At 70.8% G+C, this 16,385-nt stretch carries 9 protein-coding genes and 1 tRNA gene; 9 read left to right on the forward strand and 1 reads right to left on the reverse strand.

Annotated features, from left to right (window positions below):
- Window positions 1–632: 632 nt before the first annotated feature.
- From dnaN to ACSYGN_RS19865, 8 genes are all read left to right on the forward strand, one after another.
- A complete protein-coding gene (gene dnaN, locus ACSYGN_RS19830) occupies window positions 633–1,763 on the forward strand; it encodes a DNA polymerase III subunit beta (RefSeq protein ID WP_460397469.1) in 1,131 nt (376 codons plus the stop codon).
- A gap of 156 nt (window positions 1,764–1,919) precedes the next feature.
- Entirely contained in the window at window positions 1,920–2,795 is an 876-nt protein-coding gene (gnd, locus tag ACSYGN_RS19835; RefSeq protein ID WP_460397471.1) for a phosphogluconate dehydrogenase (NAD(+)-dependent, decarboxylating), read from the forward strand.
- A gap of 52 nt (window positions 2,796–2,847) precedes the next feature.
- Window positions 2,848–3,969, forward strand: a complete 1,122-nt coding sequence (recF, locus tag ACSYGN_RS19840; RefSeq protein ID WP_460397473.1) for a DNA replication/repair protein RecF — start codon at window positions 2,848–2,850, stop codon at window positions 3,967–3,969.
- A complete protein-coding gene (locus tag ACSYGN_RS19845; protein WP_460397475.1) occupies window positions 3,966–4,553 on the forward strand; it encodes a DciA family protein in 588 nt (195 codons plus the stop codon). Before recF ends, ACSYGN_RS19845 begins: the two co-directional genes overlap by 4 nt.
- 411 nt (window positions 4,554–4,964) lie before the next feature.
- Entirely contained in the window at window positions 4,965–7,049 is a 2,085-nt protein-coding gene (gene gyrB, locus ACSYGN_RS19850; protein WP_460397477.1) for a DNA topoisomerase (ATP-hydrolyzing) subunit B, read from the forward strand.
- 42 nt (window positions 7,050–7,091) lie between these two features.
- Window positions 7,092–9,686, forward strand: a complete 2,595-nt coding sequence (gyrA, locus tag ACSYGN_RS19855) for a DNA gyrase subunit A (protein ID WP_460397479.1) — start codon at window positions 7,092–7,094, stop codon at window positions 9,684–9,686.
- Between the two features lie 18 nt (window positions 9,687–9,704).
- The gene (locus ACSYGN_RS19860; protein ID WP_460397481.1) at window positions 9,705–10,451 is read left to right on the forward strand and encodes a DUF3566 domain-containing protein; all 747 of its coding nucleotides are present in this window, start codon (window positions 9,705–9,707) and stop codon (window positions 10,449–10,451) included.
- A gap of 112 nt (window positions 10,452–10,563) precedes the next feature.
- A tRNA-Ile gene (locus ACSYGN_RS19865) sits at window positions 10,564–10,640 on the forward strand.
- 368 nt (window positions 10,641–11,008) lie between these two features.
- Here the strand turns inward: ACSYGN_RS19865 and ACSYGN_RS19870 are convergent.
- Window positions 11,009–15,271: a WD40 repeat domain-containing protein gene (locus ACSYGN_RS19870; RefSeq protein ID WP_460397483.1), complete on the reverse strand. Its 4,263-nt coding sequence runs from the start codon at window positions 15,269–15,271 to the stop codon at window positions 11,009–11,011.
- Between the two features lie 490 nt (window positions 15,272–15,761).
- On the opposite strand from ACSYGN_RS19870, the gene ACSYGN_RS19875 reads away from it, so the two are divergent.
- The gene (locus ACSYGN_RS19875) at window positions 15,762–16,244 is read left to right on the forward strand and encodes a hypothetical protein (RefSeq protein WP_460397485.1); all 483 of its coding nucleotides are present in this window, start codon (window positions 15,762–15,764) and stop codon (window positions 16,242–16,244) included.
- Window positions 16,245–16,385: the final 141 nt, after the last annotated feature.

A 16,385-nucleotide genomic window follows, 5' to 3' on the forward strand; every position in this document is an offset into this window, starting at 1 on the left:
CGTGGACAAGAGATCTCCACAGGGTGTGGACAGACCGATGGTCCACAAGCCATGGGCCGTGTTGTCCACCGGCAACCCACAGGCCGGGGCATCTTGTCCCCAGCCGATCCCGACTTCTCCACATCCCTGTCCACTGTTCGGCAACACCTAGGCCCCTCTCACCGCGTCGAGTGAAAGGCGTCACACAGTGCTGCCGGATTGGCCTGTGGGCAACACGGGTAAAGCTGGGGACGCATCTGGGGGTAACTCGGCTCGGGCTGTGCATGGGGTGTGCAGAACTTTTCGTTCTCCACAGCGACCCCGACTTGTCCACCGGTACCGCCCACAGGGTCGGTGGACAAAATCTCCGCGCTGAGCTGGGCAAACCGAGTTATCCACGGTATCCACAGCCCCTACTACTACTCCCGACTAGAGAGAGCTGAGAATCCGTTTCGAAGCGGGTGCTGTGCACAACTCGCCGCAGGGCCGCCGACCGCGCCTCGTCACGACTTGACCCCGATAGGCACCTACTGTCAGTGCCGTGCGTCAGACTGGTCCCCGGTGTCCTTCCCGTCACAGGGGCCTGCGACACCGAGTCAGACGACGAAGCGAAGCAGGGCGACAAGCGCCGGCAACAGCAGGAGGCGGCTTAGGTGAAGATCCGGGTGGAACGCGACGTACTCGCGGAGGCAGTGGCGTGGGCGGCACGCAGCCTCCCGGCCCGTCCGCCGGCGCCTGTGCTCGCCGGCCTGCTGCTGAAGGCGGAGGACGGCCAGCTGAGCCTGTCCAGCTTCGACTACGAGGTCTCGGCGCGGGTCTCGGTGGAGACGGAGGTCGAGGAGGAGGGCACGGTCCTCGTCTCCGGCCGGCTGCTCGCCGACATCTGCCGCGCCCTCCCCAACCGGCCCGTCGAGATCTCCACAGACGGTGTACGGGCCACGGTGGTGTGCGGTACTTCGCGCTTCACCCTCCACACCCTGCCGGTGGAGGAGTACCCGGCGCTGCCGCAGATGCCGAACGCGACGGGCACGGTGCCCGGCGAGGTCTTCGCCTCCGCCGTCTCCCAGGTCGCCATCGCCGCCGGCCGTGACGACACGCTGCCCGTCCTCACCGGTGTGCGCATCGAGATCGAGGGCGACCGGGTGACCCTGGCGTCCACCGACCGCTACCGGTTCGCGGTCCGCGAGTTCCTGTGGAAGCCGGAGAACCCGGACGCCTCCGCGGTCGCCCTGGTGCCCGCCAAGACGCTCCTGGACACCGCCAAGGCGCTCACCAGCGGCGACCAGGTGATCCTGGCGCTGTCCGGTTCGGGCGCGGGCGAGGGCCTGATCGGTTTCGAGGGTGCCGGGCGGCGTACGACGACGCGACTGCTGGAGGGCGACCTCCCGAAGTACCGCACGCTGTTCCCGACCGAGTTCAACTCGATCGCCGTGATCGAGACCGCCCCCTTCGTGGAGGCCGTCAAGCGCGTGGCCCTGGTCGCCGAGCGCAACACCCCGGTGCGGCTCAGCTTCGAGAAGGGCGTGCTGATCCTGGAGGCCGGTTCCAGTGACGACGCACAGGCTGTGGAACGCGTGGACGCGCAGCTGGACGGCGACGACATCTCGATCGCCTTCAACCCGACGTTCCTGCTGGACGGCCTGAGCGCGATCGACTCCCCGGTTGCCCAGCTGTCGTTCACGACGTCCACCAAGCCCGCGCTGCTGAGCGGCAGGCCCGCCGTGGACGCGGAGGCGGACGACGCGTACAAGTACCTGATCATGCCGGTGCGGCTGAGCGGCTGAGTTGTCGCCGGACCCGCCGGATCCGTCGAAGCGGCCGGGACTGTGGGCATGCGATTGAGCTGGCATGCCCACAGATGTGCGGAAGAGCCCGGGTTTAGGCTCGGACAGGGGTACGAAAACGTGCCCTGACGCACACCGCAACCGAAGGAACACCTGATGGAGCTCGGTCTCGTCGGCCTCGGCAAGATGGGCGGCAACATGCGCGAGCGGATCCGCCGCGCGGGCCACACCGTCTTCGGATTCGACCGCAACGCGGACCTCGCCGATGTCCACAGCCTGGAAGAGCTGGTGGGCAAGTTGACGGGCCCCCGCGTGGTCTGGGTCATGGTCCCGGCCGGCGAAGCCACCCAGTCCACCGTCGACCGCCTCGCCGAGCTGCTGGAACCGGGTGACGTGGTCGTGGACGGCGGGAACTCGCGCTGGAGCGACGACGAGCGGCACGCCGAGCAGCTGGCGGCCAGGGGCATCGGCTTCGTCGACTGCGGGGTCTCCGGCGGCGTCTGGGGTCTGGAGAACGGGTACGCCCTGATGTACGGCGGCGACCCGGAGCACGTCGCCAAGGCGGCGCCGGTCTTCGACGCCCTCAAGCCCGAGGGCGGCTTCGGGGCCGTGCACGCGGGCAAGGTGGGCGCGGGCCACTTCGCGAAGATGGTCCACAACGGCATCGAGTACGCGATGATGCAGGCCTACGCCGAGGGCTGGGAGCTGCTGGAGAAGGCGGACTCCGTGACCGACGTCCGGGAGGTCTTCCGTTCCTGGCAGGAGGGCACTGTGATCCGCTCCTGGCTGTTGGACCTCGCGGTGAACGCCCTCGACGAGGACGAGCACCTGGAGCGGCTGAAGGGCTTCGCGCAGGACTCCGGCGAGGGCCGGTGGACGGTGGAGGCGGCCCTCGACCATGCGGTGCCGCTGCCCGCGATCACCGCGTCGCTGTTCGCGCGGTTCGCCTCGCGGCAGGACGACTCGCCGCAGATGAAGATGATCGCGGCGCTGCGCAGCCAGTTCGGCGGCCACGCCGTCGAGAACAAGTGATCCACAGGGTCGCCATGCGATCCACAACCCTGGGGGAGACGGCGGAACGACCATGCACGTCACGCATCTGTCGCTGGCCGACTTCCGCTCGTACGCCCGGGTCGAGGTGCCGCTGGAGGCGGGCGTCACCGCCTTCGTCGGCCCCAACGGCCAGGGCAAGACCAATCTCGTCGAGGCTGTCGGCTATCTCGCGACCCTCGGCAGCCACCGGGTCGCCTCGGACGCGCCCCTGGTCAGGATCGGCGCCGAGCGGGCGGTGATCCGCGCCCAGGTCCGGCAGGGCGAGCGGCAGCAGCTGGTCGAGCTGGAGCTCAATCCGGGCCGGGCCAACCGGGCCCGGATCAACCGCTCCTCGCAGGCGCGGCCCCGCGATGTGCTCGGCATCGTGCGGACGGTGCTGTTCGCGCCGGAGGACCTCGCCCTGGTCAAGGGCGATCCCGGGGAGCGCCGCCGGTTCCTGGACGAGCTGATCACGGCCCGTTCGCCGCGTATGGCGGGTGTCCGTTCCGACTACGAGCGGGTGCTCAAGCAGCGCAACACACTGCTGAAGACGGCGGCGCTGGCGCGCAGACACGGCGGCCGCTCGATGGACCTGTCCACGCTGGACGTCTGGGACCAGCATCTCGCGCGCGCGGGCGCCGAGCTGCTGGCCCGGCGTCTGGATCTGATCGCGGCCTTGCAGCCGCTGGCGGACAAGGCGTACGAGCAGCTGGCGCCGGGCGGTGGTCCGCTTGCGCTGGAGTACCGTTCGTCGGCGCCCGGCGAGGCGCATACGCGGGAGGATCTCTTCGCCCAGCTGACGGCCGCGCTGGCCGAGGTGCGCAAGCAGGAGATCGAGCGGGGCGTCACCCTGGTGGGCCCGCACCGTGACGACCTGGTGCTGCGGCTCGGTGAGCTGCCTGCCAGGGGGTACGCGTCGCACGGCGAGTCGTGGTCGTACGCGCTGGCGTTGCGCCTGGCGTCGTACGACCTGCTGAGGGCCGAGGGGAACGAGCCGGTGCTGGTCTTGGACGATGTGTTCGCCGAGCTGGACGCGCGCCGCCGTGAGCGGCTGGCGGAGCTGGTGGTGCCGGGTGAGCAGGTGCTGGTGACGGCGGCGGTCGACGACGACGTGCCGGCGGTGCTGGCGGGCGCGAGGTTCGCCGTGTCGGACGGGGCGGTGGAGCGGGTATGAGCAGCGGTGATGTCTCCCCGGCGGGGCAGCCGGGCGGGCCCGCGCAGTCTGTGCAGCCGTCGGGTGCCGACCCCGCGAGGCAAGGCGGGCCGTCGGGTGTCGATCTCGCGCGCGTGGCGCTCAGGGCGGCGAAGGAGGCGGCACGCGCGCGCGGGGATGCCGTCCAGCAGCGCAAGCAGGCGCGGCGCGGTGGTCTGCGCTCCGGTGCGCGGGCGGACGGGCGCGACCCGATGGCGCTGGGGGCGGCCATCAACCGGCTGCTGGCCGAGCGCGGCTGGGAGGCGCCCGCCGCGGTGGGTGGGGTGATGGGGCGGTGGCCGCAGCTCGTGGGGGACGCGATCGCGCTGCACTGTGCGCCGGAGCGGTTCGACGAGGAGGCGCGCGAGCTGGTGGTGCGGTGCGACTCGACGGCGTGGGCGACGGAGCTCCGGCTGCGTGCCCCGCAGCTGCTGGCGCGGCTGAACGAGGACCTCGGGCACGGGACGGTGCGGCGGATCAGGGTGAACGGTCCGGGCGGCCCGGTGCGCCGGTACGGCCCGCTGCGGGCGCCCGGGAGCACCGGTCCCGGTGACACGTACGGGTGAGCTCCGTCACATCGTTGGTGTGCCGTACGCCGCTCCGGTGTGCCGGTGCGACGGTGCCGCGCGCCCGTACGCGGGTGCGATTCCCTACCTGACCCTTGAGTAGCCAAGGGTTGACGTCCCGAAGCGCTGAGTGCCTCCGTGAGCCTCTTGGAGCCCCCTTCCGTATATCGGGAGTCGGCCGAGCCCGGTTGAGGGCGGCACATGGGGACTCAGGTACCGGCAAACCCCCATCACTGTCAGTGCTACCGGTAGACTGGAAGGCAATCCCGCCCCAACCGTGGGGACAGTCCGGGAAAAGCTGAGCAACGCTGAAACACCGCTGAGCAACGCTGATCAAGGCTTACCAACGCAACATGCCGCAGCCGCTCCGGCCACCCTCCCCCAGCGGGGGTATCCCCGGGAGTCTGGCTCGTGCTGTGCCAGAAAGGGCGCTTCGTGGCCGATTCCGGCAACCCCAACGAGAACATCCCGTCCACTGACGCCGGCGAGCACGGCGCGGTGACCTCGCCGAACGGCGAGGTGGCCGCCTCGTACGACGCCAGCGCCATCACCGTCCTCGAGGGTCTGGACGCGGTCCGCAAGCGACCCGGCATGTACATCGGCTCGACCGGTGAGCGGGGTCTGCACCACCTGGTCTACGAGGTCGTGGACAACGCGGTCGACGAGGCGCTGGCGGGTTACGCCGACACCATCGACGTGACGATCCTGTCCGACGGCGGGGTCCGCGTGTACGACAACGGCCGGGGTATCCCGGTGGGCATGCACCCGGTGGAGAAGAAACCGGCCGTGGAGATCGTGCTGACCGTGCTGCACGCGGGCGGCAAGTTCGGCGGCGGCGGCTACGCGGTCTCCGGCGGTCTGCACGGCGTCGGCGTCTCCGTCGTGAACGCCCTCTCGAACAAGGTGTCGGTCGACATCAGCCGGGACGGCTACCGCTGGACGCAGGACTACAAGATGGGCGTCCCCACGGCGCCGCTGGCGCGCCACGAGGCCACGGACGACACCGGTACGACGGTCACGTTCTGGGCGGACCCGGAGATCTTCGAGACGACCGAGTACTCCTTCGAGACGCTCTCGCGGCGTTTCCAGGAGATGGCGTTCCTCAACAAGGGTCTGACGATCAAGCTCACCGACGAGCGCGAGTCGGCGAAGGCCGTGACCGGGGCGGACGAGGCGGGCGCCGACGTCAAGGCCGAGGTCAAGGCGATCACGTACCACTACGAGGGCGGCATCGTCGACTTCGTGAAGTACCTCAACTCCCGCAAGGGTGAGGCGGTGCACCCCACGGTGATCGCGCTCGACGCCGAGGACAAGGACAAGAGCCTGTCCCTCGAGGTCGCGATGCAGTGGAACAGCGGCTACAGCGAGGGCGTGTACTCGTTCGCCAACATCATCCACACTCATGAGGGCGGCACCCACGAAGAGGGCTTCCGGGCCGCGCTGACCTCCCTGATCAACAAGTACGCGCGCGACAAGAAGCTGCTGCGCGACAAGGACGACAACCTCACGGGCGACGACATCCGCGAGGGCCTCACGGCGATCATCTCGGTCAAGCTGAGCGAGCCGCAGTTCGAGGGCCAGACCAAGACCAAGCTGGGCAACACGGAGGCCAAGACCTTCGTCCAGAAGGCGGTCTACGAGCACCTCAACGACTGGCTGGACCGCAATCCGAACGAGGCCGCGGACATCATCCGCAAGTCCATCCAGGCGGCCACCGCGCGCGTCGCGGCCCGCAAGGCGCGCGATCTGACCCGCAGGAAGGGCCTCCTGGAGAGCGCCTCGCTGCCGGGCAAGCTCTCCGACTGCCAGTCGAACGACCCCACCAAGTGCGAGATCTTCATCGTCGAGGGTGACTCCGCCGGCGGCTCGGCCAAGTCCGGCCGCAACCCGCAGTACCAGGCGATCCTCCCGATCCGCGGCAAGATCCTCAACGTCGAGAAGGCCAGGATCGACAAGATCCTGCAGAACCAGGAGATCCAGGCGCTGATCTCCGCCTTCGGCACCGGTGTGCACGAGGACTTCGACATCTCCCGGCTCCGCTATCACAAGATCATCCTGATGGCGGACGCCGACGTCGACGGCCAGCACATCAACACCCTGCTGCTGACCTTCCTGTTCCGCTTCATGCGGCCCCTGGTCGAGGCCGGTCATGTCTTCCTGTCCCGGCCCCCGCTCTACAAGATCAAGTGGGGCCGTGAGGACGTCGAGTACGCCTACTCGGACCGCGAGCGCGACGCCCTGCTGGAGCTGGGCCGCCAGCGCGGCAAGCGGGTGCGCGAGGACTCCATCCAGCGCTTCAAGGGCCTCGGCGAGATGAATGCCGAGGAGCTGCGCGTGACCACGATGGACGTCGACCACCGTGTGCTCGGCCAGGTCACCCTCGACGACGCCGCCCAGGCCGACGACCTGTTCTCGGTGCTCATGGGCGAGGACGTGGAGGCACGCCGCCAGTTCATCCAGCGCAACGCCAAGGACGTCCGCTTCCTCGACATCTGAGTCGGTCCCAGCTGACCGCACCAGGAAGGATCCTCACCAGCAATGGCCGACGAGAACACTCCGACCACGCCCGCCGAGGGCGCGGACACCGTCCAGCGCATCGAGCCCGTCGGGCTCGAGACGGAGATGCAGCGCTCGTACCTGGACTACGCGATGTCCGTCATCGTGTCCCGCGCGCTGCCCGATGTGCGGGACGGTCTCAAGCCCGTCCACCGGCGCGTCCTGTACGCCATGTACGACGGCGGCTACCGCCCCGAGCGCGGCTTCTACAAGTGCGCCCGCGTGGTCGGCGACGTCATGGGCAACTACCACCCGCACGGTGACAGCTCCATCTACGACGCCCTGGTCCGCCTCGCCCAGCCGTGGGCGATGCGCATGCCGCTCGTCGACTCCAACGGCAACTTCGGCTCCCCGGGCAACGACCCGGCGGCCGCCATGCGCTACACCGAGTGCAAGATGGCGCCGCTGTCGATGGAGATGGTCCGCGACATCGACGAGGAGACCGTCGACTTCACGGACAACTACGACGGCCGCTCCCAGGAGCCGACCGTCCTGCCGTCCCGCTTCCCGAACCTGCTGATCAACGGCTCGGCCGGGATCGCGGTCGGCATGGCGACCAACATCCCGCCGCACAATCTGCGCGAGGTCGCGGCCGGCGCCCAGTGGTACCTGGAGAACCCTGAGGCCTCGCACGAGGAGCTGCTGGACGCCCTCATCGAGCGCATCAAGGGCCCCGACTTCCCGACCGGCGCGCTCGTCGTGGGCCGCAAGGGCATCGAGGAGGCGTACCGCACCGGCCGCGGCTCGATCACCATGCGCGCGGTCGTCGAGGTCGAGGAGATCCAGAACCGCCAGTGCCTGGTGGTGACGGAGCTGCCGTACCAGACCAACCCGGACAACCTGGCGCAGAAGATCGCCGACCTGGTGAAGGACGGGAAGATCGGCGGCATCGCGGACGTCCGCGACGAGACGTCGAGCCGCACCGGCCAGCGCCTGGTCATCGTGCTCAAGCGCGACGCGGTCGCCAAGGTCGTGCTGAACAACCTCTACAAGCACACCGACCTCCAGACCAACTTCGGCGCCAACATGCTGGCCCTGGTCGACGGAGTCCCGCGCACGCTCTCGCTGGACGCGTTCATCCGCCACTGGGTGACGCACCAGATCGAGGTCGTCGTCCGCCGTACGCGCTTCAGGCTGCGCAAGGCCGAGGAGCGGGCGCACATCCTGCGCGGTCTGCTGAAGGCCCTGGACGCCATCGACGACGTCATCGCGCTGATCCGGCGCAGCGCCACCGTCGAGGTCGCGCGCGGGGGCCTGATGGATCTGCTGGAGATCGACGAGATCCAGGCGAACGCCATCCTCGAGATGCAGTTGCGCCGACTGGCCGCCCTGGAACGGCAGAAGATCGTCCAGGAGCACGACGAACTCCAGGCGAAGATCACCGAGTACAACGAGATCCTCGCCTCCCCGGTCCGCCAGCGCGGCATCGTCATCGCGGAGCTGACGGCGATCGTCGAGAAGTACGGCGACGACCGCAAGACCATGCTGGTGCCCTACGACGGTGACATGTCCATCGAGGACCTGATCGCCGAGGAGGACATCGTCGTGACGGTGTCCCGCAGCGGTTACGTCAAGCGCACCAAGACCGACGACTACCGGGCCCAGAAACGCGGCGGCAAGGGGGTGCGCGGCACGAAGCTGAAGGAGGACGACATCGTCGACCACTTCTTCGTGTCGACCACGCACCACTGGCTGCTGTTCTTCACCAACAAGGGCCGCGTCTACCGGGCGAAGGCGTACGAGCTTCCGGACGCCGGGCGGGACGCGCGCGGGCAGCACGTCGCGAACCTGCTGGCCTTCCAGCCGGACGAGTCGATCGCCCAGATCCTCGCGATCCGCGACTACGAGGCGGTGCCGTACCTGGTGCTGGCCACCAAGGCGGGCCTGGTCAAGAAGACCCCGCTGAAGGACTACGACTCCCCGCGCTCCGGCGGTGTCATCGCGATCAATCTCCGCGAGCGGGAGGACGGATCCGACGACGAGCTGATCGGCGCCGAACTGGTCTCGGCCGACGACGATCTGCTGCTGATCAGCAGGAAGGCCCAGTCGATCAGGTTCACCGCCTCCGACGAGAGCATGCGCCCCATGGGCCGTGCCACCTCGGGCGTCAAGGGCATGAGTTTCCGGGGCGGGGACGAACTGCTCTCGATGAATGTCGTCCGACCCGGTACGTTCGTGTTCACTGCCACCGACGGCGGTTATGCGAAGCGGACCGCCGTCGACGAGTACCGCGTCCAGGGTCGCGGCGGCCTCGGTATCAAGGCCGCCAAGATCGTCGAGGACCGCGGCTCGCTCGTCGGCGCGCTGGTTGTCGAGGAGACCGACGAGATCCTCGCGATCACGCTCGGCGGCGGTGTGATTCGTACGCGAGTCAACGAGGTCAGGGAGACGGGCCGTGACACCATGGGCGTCCAACTGATCAACCTGGGCAAGCGCGATGCCGTCGTCGGTATCGCACGAAACGCCGAGGAGGGGCGCGAGGCGGAGGAGGTCGACGGCGGTGCAGCCGTCGACGAGACCGCCGGCCAGTCCCCGGCCACCGGCACGGACGAGGGTGAGACACCCTCGGCCGAGTAGCGCGAGGAGAGAGTCATCGTGAGCGGAGCCACGGGCGCCGGATCGTCCGGTACCACCACCGGTACCGGCCCTGACGGCGGCGGCCGTGGCTCCGCCGCGTCGGCGCACGATCCCCACACGACGCAGCTGAGACCGGTCAAGGCGGATCCGAAGCCGGACCCGCAGGGCACCCATGGGGGAGCTGTGAACGACAACCGGGGCCCCCAGCCCCCGCAGCAGGCGACCGGACCGGGCCAGGTGGCCGCGGGGGCCGAGCAGGCCTCCCCGCTGCCCCCCGGCGACCGGCCGCGGCAGCAGACCGCGCCCTACCACCCGCCGCAGGCGTACCCGACCCAGCAGGCCGCCCCGGCGGGCGCCGTCCGCCGTCCTCGCACCGGCGCGCGCACCACGCCCCGCACCCGCAAGGCGCGGCTGCGTGTGGCGAAGGCCGATCCGTGGTCGGTGATGAAGGTCAGCTTCCTGCTCTCCATCGCCCTGGGCATCTGCACGATCGTCGCGTCGGCGGTGCTGTGGATGGTCATGGACGCGATGGGCGTGTTCTCCACGGTCGGCGGCACGATCTCGGAGGCCACCGGGTCGAACGAGTCGAACGGCTTCGACCTCCAGTCCTTCCTCTCCCTGCCGCACGTCCTGACGTTCACGACGATCATCGCGGTCATCGACGTCGTCCTCGCGACGGCGCTGGCCACCCTCGGCGCGTTCATCTACAACCTGTCCGCCGGTTTCGTCGGAGGCATCGAACTGACCCTCGCCGAAGACGAGTGACCACCCCCCTGAACCCCGGCTGAACCCCCTCCGGCTATCGATTTTGGGACTGCCCCGGTCGTGCGCTAATCTTCAGGAGTCAGCGCGCGGGAAGCCCCCGCAGGAGCGCGGCGGGGCTATAGCTCAGTTGGTTAGAGCGCATCCCTGATAAGGATGAGGCCATAGGTTCAAATCCTATTAGCCCCACCAGCGAGAAGACCCCCGGTCCGGATGGATCGGGGGTCTTTGCGTTGACGACCGGGTTGACGACTGGGTTGCCGACATGGTTGACGACATGGTTGACGACTGAGGTGACGGCCGCGTCGACGGCTGCGCCGACGGGGCTTTCGTCGGCGGTCTTCCGTGGTTTTCGAGGAGGGCGGCGCAGGGCATGGAAACGCCCGATCGCTGGCGACGGGGGATGCACCAGCGATCGGGCTGTGGCCAACAGTAACAAGGCGGCTGGGCGGTGGGGGCCGAGTGGTCGACTGGGGGGCGGAGTTGTGATCGGGATCACGCGTAGCACGTGTATCAGGCGGAGGTGGGTGGAGTCGTAGGGCGCATGGGAGCACGAGGGGTCACCGGGGGCACGGTGGGTCGTAGGAGAGGCGCGGGAGGTACTCGTGCCACTTCTCCGCGGTCAGGACGCCCCGGGTGGTCGCGCAGATGCGCCGGGCGGCCGCGTCGGGGTCCAGGTCCCACAGGCGGACCGTGTCGGCGCCGCTGGAGACGCCCAGCAGATGGCTGCCCGGGCTGAAGGACAGGAAGTCGCCCGTCTTGGCGTTAGGGCTCATCGACTGGCCGATGGGTGAGGTCCGGGACGGGGTGGTGACGTCCCACAGCCGTACGGTGTCGTCGTCGCCGCCGCTGGCCAGGGTGCGGCCGTCCCGGCTGAACGTCAGGGACACCACCGCCTCGGTGTGGCCCGCGAGGGTGGTGAGGCGTCTCGGTGCGCCCGGGCCGGCGACGTCCCACAGACGCACCGTGCCGTCGTCGCTGCCCCCGGCCAGGGTGGTGCCGTCCGGGCTGTACGCGAGCGCGTTGACGGGCCCGAGGTGGCCCGTGAGCGGGGCGCCGGCGCGGACGGCGTGACGCGGGTCGCTGACGTTCCACAGCCGTACGGTGGTGTCCGCGCTGCCGCTGGCGAGGGTGTGCCCGTCGGGGCTGAAGACGAGCGCGTCGACGTACCCGGTGTGCCCCGTCAGCGGCTTGCCCAGCGGGCGGAGCCGGGCCGGGTCGGCGGCGTTCCAGAGCTGGACGGCGCGGTCGTGGTCGGCGGCGGTGGCGAGGGTGCGGCCGTCGGGGCTGATCGCCAGGGCGCCGGGGCCCGCGAAGCGGGTCGGCAGGGTGACCGGCGGCGCCCAGGGGACCGCACGGGCCGGGTCGGCGACGTTCCACAGCTGGACGGCGCTGCTGCCGGTCAGCGCGGCGAGGGTGCGGCCGTCGGGGGAGAACACCAGGGACCGCAGATCGCCCTCGCCCGGCATGAACGGTTCTCCGAGCGGGACGGGCCGGGACGGTGCCGTCACGTCCCACAGCCTCACCAGGCCGTCGCGCGCAGCCGTGGCCAGCACCCGGCCGTCGGGGCGGAACGTTCCTATGCGGCCGATCATGTCCGCGGTGGGGATCGACCACAGCCGGACCTTGTTGTCACCGCTCCCGGTGGCGAGGGTGCGGCCGTCGGGGCTGAAGCCGACGGCGTACATCTCCCCGCTGCTGCCCGCGAGGGGCTCGCCGACCTGGGAGGGATAGGCGGGGTTGCCGACGTTCCACAGGCTGGCCGTGCTGTCGGCGCTGCCCGCGGCGAGCATGCTGCCGTCATGGTTGAACGCCACCGACCACACCGGCCCGGTGTGCCCGGTGAGCGGTGCGCTGAGCGCGGCCGGGTGACGGCGGTCCGCGATGTCCCACAGCCGGATCGTGTCGTCGGCGCTGCCACTGGCGAGGGTGCGGCCGTCGGGGCTGAACGCCACGGAGTGCACGGTTCCGGTGTGCCCGGTGAGCGCGGTGCCGGTCCGTCGGGGGCGGCGGGGGTCGGCGATGTTCCACAGCAGTACCGCGTTGTCGTCGCCGCCCGCGGCCAGGGTGCGGCCGTCGGGGCTGATCGCCACGGAGCGCACCGCGGCGGTGTGGCCGGTCAGCGCGCCGAGCGGAGCGGGACGGCTCGGGTCGGTCGTGTTCCACAGCCGTACGACACGGTTCTGGGTGGCGGCGGCCAGCGTACGGCCGTCCGGGCCGAAGGCGAGGAGGTAGATCGTGCCGTCGTGGCCGGTGAGCGGCTTGCCCAGCGGCTTCGGGCGGGCCGGGTCCGTCACATCCCACCGGCGGACGGTGCCGTCGTCGGAGGCGCTGGCCAGGGTGTGCCCGTCGGGGCTGAAGACCGCCGTGCTCACCCAGCTGGTGTGGCCGGTGAGCGGCCTGCCCAGCGGCTTCGGGCGGGTGGGGTCGGTGACGTCCCACAGCCGTACGGTGCGGTCGTACGAGGCGGTCGCGAGGGTGTGGCCGTCGGGGCTGAAGGTGGTCAGGTAGACGGCGCCGGTGTGGCCCAGGAGGGGGGTGGCGAGGGGCGCGTTCACGATGGCGACCATGCGGTCGTGGGTGCCCTCGTCGTCCGGCCGCAGCCGGTGGGCGACCAGATCGAGCTGGGCGGACAGCGACGGGTCCGTGTACTGGACGCGGTCGGCCTCGGCGAGGACCTGCTGGAACACCGCGTCGTCCCGCTGCCGCCACGCCACCACCGCTGTCCCGGCGGCCAGCACCGCGAGCACGACGAGCGCGGCGACCGCGGAACGGCTGATCAGGACCGTACGGCGGCGCAGGCGGAGCGATGCCGCGAGGAATTGCAGGGCGCTGCGGGTCAGGACGGTGTCGCCGGGGCCGGTGGTCGGGTTGGGGGTTCTGCCGGTCGTGCTGGTGGTTCTGCCGGTTTCACCGGCTGCCCTGCCGGTTCCGCTGGTTCTGGCGGCCCTTCCGACCCTTCCGGTCCCGGCGGTCTCCCCCGTGGACTGTGCCGACCGGGCCCAGGTGCGGGCCTGCTCCAGCCGTGAGCCCCGGTACAGCAGCGAGGCGTCACGGCCCGAGTCCTCCCAGGACCGGCCGTCCTCCTCGATCCGCTGGCGCAGCAGATGGTCCTTGCGGTCCTCGTCGATCCAGTCGCGCAGCCGGGGCCAGGCGTGCAGCAGCGCCTCGTGGGTGATCTCCACGGTCTCCGCGTCGAGCGTGACCAGCCGGGCGCGTACCAGCGCCTCCAGGGACTCCTCCGTCTTGCCGGGGTCGGCCGACTCCACGGCGAGGCGGCGACGGGTCCCGCGTCTCCGGGTGGCCTGGGTGTCCTCGCCCAGCCGCACCAGCCGGAGCAGCAGCAGCCGCGCCGCAGTACGGGCCGCCGGGTCGAGCCGGGACCAGGCTTGCTCGGCGGTCGCCGCCACGGCCCCCTGGATCCCGCCGGCCGCGCGGTACCCGGCCGGCGTCAGACGGCCCGCCTTGCGCCGCTGCCAGGTGGCGAGCAGGGCGTGGGACAGCAGCGGCAGTACCCCGGCGTCATGCGCTCCGCGCGGCCCGTCGGCGCCCACCTCACGCAGGATCAGCTCGGCGAGCCCCGGTTCGAGTTCGAGCCCGACCGCCCTCGCCGGGGCGGTCATCGCCTCGCGCAGTTCCGCGCTGGTCAGCGGGCCGAGGACCATGGGGCGGTGCTGGAGCGCGTCGGCCAGTTCGGGGTGGCCCAGGCACTGCTCGTAGAAGTCGGCGCGGATGCCGAGGACGACGAGCGCCGGGGCCGCCGCGGATGTCCCGCCGGGGGTGCACAGGGTGTGCAGCAGTTGGACGAAGGCGCGCCGGTCCGCCTCTTCGGGGCAGAGGGTGAAGGTTTCCTCGAACTGGTCCACGATGATCACGGGGCGTGCGGCGGACGGCGCCGTGCGCCCCGCCCACGCCGCGACCGCGTCCCGTATCGCGTCGCCGCGTAACGCGTCGTTCGGTGCGGTCCCGCTGTGTGCGGTCCCGCTGTGTGTGGCGTTGCCGTGTGTGGCGTTGCTGTGCGTGGCGTTGCCGTGTGTGGCATGGCCTCGTACGGTGCCGCCGAGGGCCGGTGTGTCTGCGGCGGGGACGAGAGGCGCGAGGTCCGGGATCAGGGCGGTCAGCTCCGCGAGGGGATCGGCGCCCGGAACGAACTGGAGCACCTCCGGCACCGGGGCATCCGCGTCGTGGTCCCCGCCGCCGCCCTTCTCACCGGTGCCGAGCGCCCCGCCGCGCAGTGCGGGCACCAGACCGGCGTTCAGCAGGGACGACTTCCCCGCGCCCGAGGCCCCGACCAGCATGATCAGCCCGCCGGTCGTCCCGGCCGCGCGGAGCTGGGCGACCAGGGCGTCGGTGCTGCGTTCACGGCCGAAGAACCAGCGGGCGTCCTCGGGGCCGTACGGGGCGAGGCCACGGTAGGGACATACGCCGGGTACGGCGGCCGGGTCCGCCGCGCCGCGCTCCTCGTCCGACTCGGGCGCGGGATCCTCGCCGACCGGGTCGGCCACCGCCTGCTCCCAGAGCACATGCCACCGGGCCAGGTCGTAGAGGCCTTCGGAGACGGGCGTGGGCTGGGCGCGCCGGGCGTCGGGGATCAGCACCTGGAGCACCGCGGCGAGCACGGTGAACTGTGCCGGAACATTCCTGGCCCGCCGCCAGTCGCTGATCCGCTGCGCGGACACCCGTACGGGCCGCCCCCGCTCGTCGAACCGCTGGAGCCGGGCGACCGCTTCGGACACCCGCTTGAGGGGAGGATTGCCGGCCTCCCGGTACAGCAACGCGAGACGTTCCGCCAAGGCCGTGCGTGCCCCTGAGCCGGAACTCAAGGCATCCCCACCCCTCACTGTTTCCGCCGCTGGCGTCCGGTCCGGAAAACTCACACTATAGGGCTGACCTGCGGCGGAGCGGTCGTGGGCGGTCCGGAATCTCCTTTTCGGAGGCCCGGAATGGCAGGATCTCGACGCAGTAGTCGCGCCATTACGCGCCGTTCGCACAGGCCAGCCTTACCGCACCCGGTGGGACGGCCCGTGCCACCGCACGTTCTCGGTCAGCTTTCGCCGCGACTGTGGATGGCGGAGCGCGGGCGGGCGTATCCGGGATCTCCCCACCGTTCGGCACCGGTCCCCACGAGGGGAGGGACCGGTACCGGGCGGCAGGGGGCGCGAGGTCCGATTCAGGCGGACGGGCGTGCGCGAGCTTCGGTGCCGGCAGGTGGGCGTGCGCGAGCCGCGGTTCGGTGCACGCCGTCGGGCTGGTTATCTGATGACCCGTCAGCTATGGTCGGTCGCCCCGCCGTTGCCGTAGGGAGTGATCGCCGTGGGAACGTCTCCTCGAATCGAGAGCCCGCTGCCGTCCGGTGAGCCGCGCTGGGTCGCGATGTTCCACGACAGTTCTACGGCCGCCTGGACCCCGGGGGCCGAGTCGCCGTACCGGGAACCTGTCCTCCACGCGGTGGGTGAGATGGCCCAGACCCTGCGGGCGCGCGGTGCCGAGGTGACGGTGGCCCTGTGGGGGCCGAAGGACGGCGGATGGCATCGGTACGACGCCCCCGTCGCGTCCGCCGCGGGCCCCACGCAGCCTGCCGGACCGTCCTCCGGCGCCGGTACGGCGGAACCGGCCAAGCTCGCGGAACGTATGACCGACCGCCGCCACCAGGTCCTCATGGCGGGCCTGAGCAAGGCGGGCCTCTACGACCTCGCACCCGACGACGAGGCCGCCGTGGGCGCGCTGGTCGACCGCCTCGACGAGACGACCGTGCGCAGGGTGGCCCACTGGCTCGCGACGGCCGGGGCCCGCTGACGGCTCGGGACGGGCAACCGAGCGGCGCCGGTCTGAGAACTCCGGTCGGGGAGCTCCGGTCCGGTCATCCCGGTTCGGTGCTCCGGTCCGCGGTGCTCCGGTCCGCGGTGCTCCGGTCCGCGGTGCTCCGGTCCGCGGTGC

It is taken from the genome of Streptomyces sp. YIM S03343, from assembly GCF_054729195.1.